Consider the following 2,668-nt stretch of genomic DNA (forward strand, 5'->3'; position numbering starts at 1 on the left):
GAAAGGCTTAAGAAGGCTTAGTTCGGCTTAGTAAGTAACAACAACAACCACAATATGACAACCCTTCTCCTTGTGCGCCACGGCGAGACCGTCGACAATGTGCGCCAGATAATGCAGGGGCAGACTCAAGGCGAGCTGACCCCGAACGGCATCGAGCAGGCACGTGCTCTCGCTGCCGAGCTAAAAGACACGCCCATCGACGTGTTCGTGTCGAGCGACCTTAAGCGCGCTTTCGACACGTGTGTGATACTGGCGGCTGCGCATGGCGTGACGCCCGACGCTATCGTGCAGACAAAGCTGCTGCGCGAGCGCGACTGGGGCAGCTTCACCGGCAGATACATCCCCGACCTAAAGGATGCTCGGTGGACCGACGACATCGAGTCACTCGACGCTCTGAGGGCGCGTGCCGCTGCGTTCCTGCAGTTCGTGAGAGATAATTATGATGGAAAGACCGTGCTTGCCGTGGGACACGGAATAATGAACAAGGCGATAAGAAGCGTACATAGCGGCACGCCGATGAACGAAACGCCACGCATGGCGAACGCCGAAGTGGTCACGATGCAGCTATAAAAAGCGTTGTTGCACACCCATAAGCGTACCCTTTTTGAGTACTACCGCAGCAGTACTGGAGTAATCTCACCACAGTACTGGAGTAATCTCGCTGCTAAACTGGAGTAATCTCTCTGCGAGTACTGGAGTACTACCGCAACAAGTACTGGTAAGAGTAAAAGTAAAAAAGTAAAAGAGTAAAAAAGTAAAAAAGTAAAAAGGCACTTTTGCCTCTTTACTTTCTGATCAATTCGCGTGCGAACTCGATGATAGTATCCTCACCGCGCAGCCAGTCGGCTTCTTTCAACGCGACATTATGGTCGGGCTCTATGCCGAACTCCGTTGAGTTCTTATCCTTGTCGTACATAGGGCAGGCAGAGAAGCGCACGCTCCAGCCGTTAGGCAGTTCGGTAGAGTAGGGCATACCCGCTCCACCGCCTGTGCGGTCGCCCACGACGGTCACGTTCGGGCAGCAGCGCATGTACTTCACGAACTCGTTGGCTGCGCTATACACCGCGCGGTTGGTCAGCACCACCACCCGTTTCTGCCATCTGATGCCTTTCGACGGCTTCAGGCATTGGCTCTTCATCTCCGAGAATGCCGTGTGCGCTTTTCCCGTTTTGTGCTGCATGTAGCCCACCAACAGTCGCTCGTTGGTGAAGCGTGCCGCCAACTGTTCTGCAGCTGTGAGCTGTCCGCCGCCGTTGTCGCGCAGGTCGATGATCAGTCCGTTGCACGGTGCGAGGTAGAGCATTATATTGTCGAGGTTGCCCTCGCCGAAGTTGTATGCGAAGGTAGCGCAGCGTATGTATCCCGTGTTGTCGTCGAGCACGCGGTAGCGCAGTCCGGCAGCGATACGGTAGTCGGTGCCGAGATACTTCGAGAGCAGCGTGTCGCTCACGTTCGACGGGTAGTCCTCGTGCCACGACCAATTGCGTGCCACGTCCCACGCCGAGTACATGTTCACGTGTCCGTCGCGCAGCTCGCCGAGCATATTGCCTAACACCTCGAACAGCTGCACTGTCGTCATGTCGTCGGCAATCTGTCGGCTGTACCGCTCGTGCACCTCGTCCCAGTCGAGTCCGTACTGCTCGTGTTTGTAGTCGAAGAAGCAGTAGTGTTCGTCGATGACACGCCACAGAGCCTCGAAGTTGCCGCGCGGATTGTCGGCATACTCCGTTTCGTCGACGCACGCTGTGGTCAGCAGCAGTAGCGATGCAAACAGTATAGTGATTATTCTTCTCATTCGCATTTGTTTTTATTGTTATACTCTTTAGGAGGTTGTGGCATCCTGTCATAATTCTTTAGGAGGGTATGGCATCTTGCCATACCCACTCCGCCCTCTGAACATTCTAAAGGGGGTGCAGCGGTCTCCGCTGCACCAACCGAGATAGTATCGCCATCTTCCCACAGGTTTCATGGGAGTTTGGTTGCATAAGTCCTCCCACAGAATTCACAGAATTCACAGAAGTTAGGTTGCATAAGTCCTCCCACAGATTTCACGGATTTGCACAGATGGCTTGGTTGCGTCTGTCCTCCCACAGAATTCACAGAATTCACAGAAGTTAGGTTGCATAAGTCCTCCCACAGATTTCACGGATTTGCACAGATGGCTTGGTTGCGTCTGTTCTCCCACGGAATTCACGGAATTCACAGAAGTTTTGTTGCGTTGGTTCTCCCACAGAATTCACGGAATTCACAGAAGTTTTATTGCGTCGGTACTTCCACGGAATTCACAGAATTCACAGAAGTTTTGTTGCGTCGGTCCTCCCACGGAATTCACGGAATTCACAGAAGTTTTATTGCGTCGCATTCTTCTATAAACTTAGAGAGTGTTCTGTGGGAGGTACTTCTCTGCCAGAAGGTTCCGTGTGTTCTGTGCGTTCTGTGGGCGATATCCCTGCTTGTTTTGTTGGTGCAGTTCTTGCTCTGGCAGTCGGCAACGTCGAGCTAAGACTACTGGATTCCGAAGGCAGCGTGGGTACGGCAGGATGCCATACCCTCCTAATCTGTGCGCATCCGTGCCAATCTGTGGGAGGTGCTTCTCTGCCAGAAGGTTCTGTGTGTTCCGTGCGTTCTGTGGGATTTATCCCTGCTTGTTTTGTTGGTGCAGTTCTTG

Annotated in this window: 2 protein-coding genes; one reads left to right on the top strand and one right to left on the bottom strand. The window is 53.2% G+C overall.

Features of this window, described 5'->3' with window-relative positions; all coding sequences use genetic code 11:
- Window positions 1–54 precede the first annotated feature (54 nt).
- A complete protein-coding gene (locus HMPREF0673_RS06960; protein WP_007900009.1) occupies window positions 55–570 on the top strand; it encodes a histidine phosphatase family protein in 516 nt (171 codons plus the stop codon).
- A gap of 214 nt (window positions 571–784) precedes the next feature.
- On the opposite strand, the gene HMPREF0673_RS06965 is transcribed toward HMPREF0673_RS06960, so the two are convergent.
- Complete coding sequence (locus tag HMPREF0673_RS06965; protein ID WP_007900010.1) at window positions 785–1,795, bottom strand: S41 family peptidase; 1,011 nt, start codon at window positions 1,793–1,795, stop codon at window positions 785–787.
- Window positions 1,796–2,668 lie beyond the last annotated feature (873 nt).

Source organism: Leyella stercorea DSM 18206 (genome assembly GCF_000235885.1).
Taxonomy (GTDB): Bacteria; Bacteroidota; Bacteroidia; order Bacteroidales; family Bacteroidaceae; genus Prevotella; species Prevotella stercorea.

Bases quoted from the DNA above. Each gene is read 5' to 3' on its own strand.
- HMPREF0673_RS06960 (WP_007900009.1), top strand. From the start codon at position 55: ATGACAACCCTTCTCCTTGTGCGCCACGGCGAGACCGTCGACAATGTG.
- HMPREF0673_RS06965 (WP_007900010.1), bottom strand. From the start codon at position 1,795: ATGAGAAGAATAATCACTATACTGTTTGCATCGCTACTGCTGCTGACC.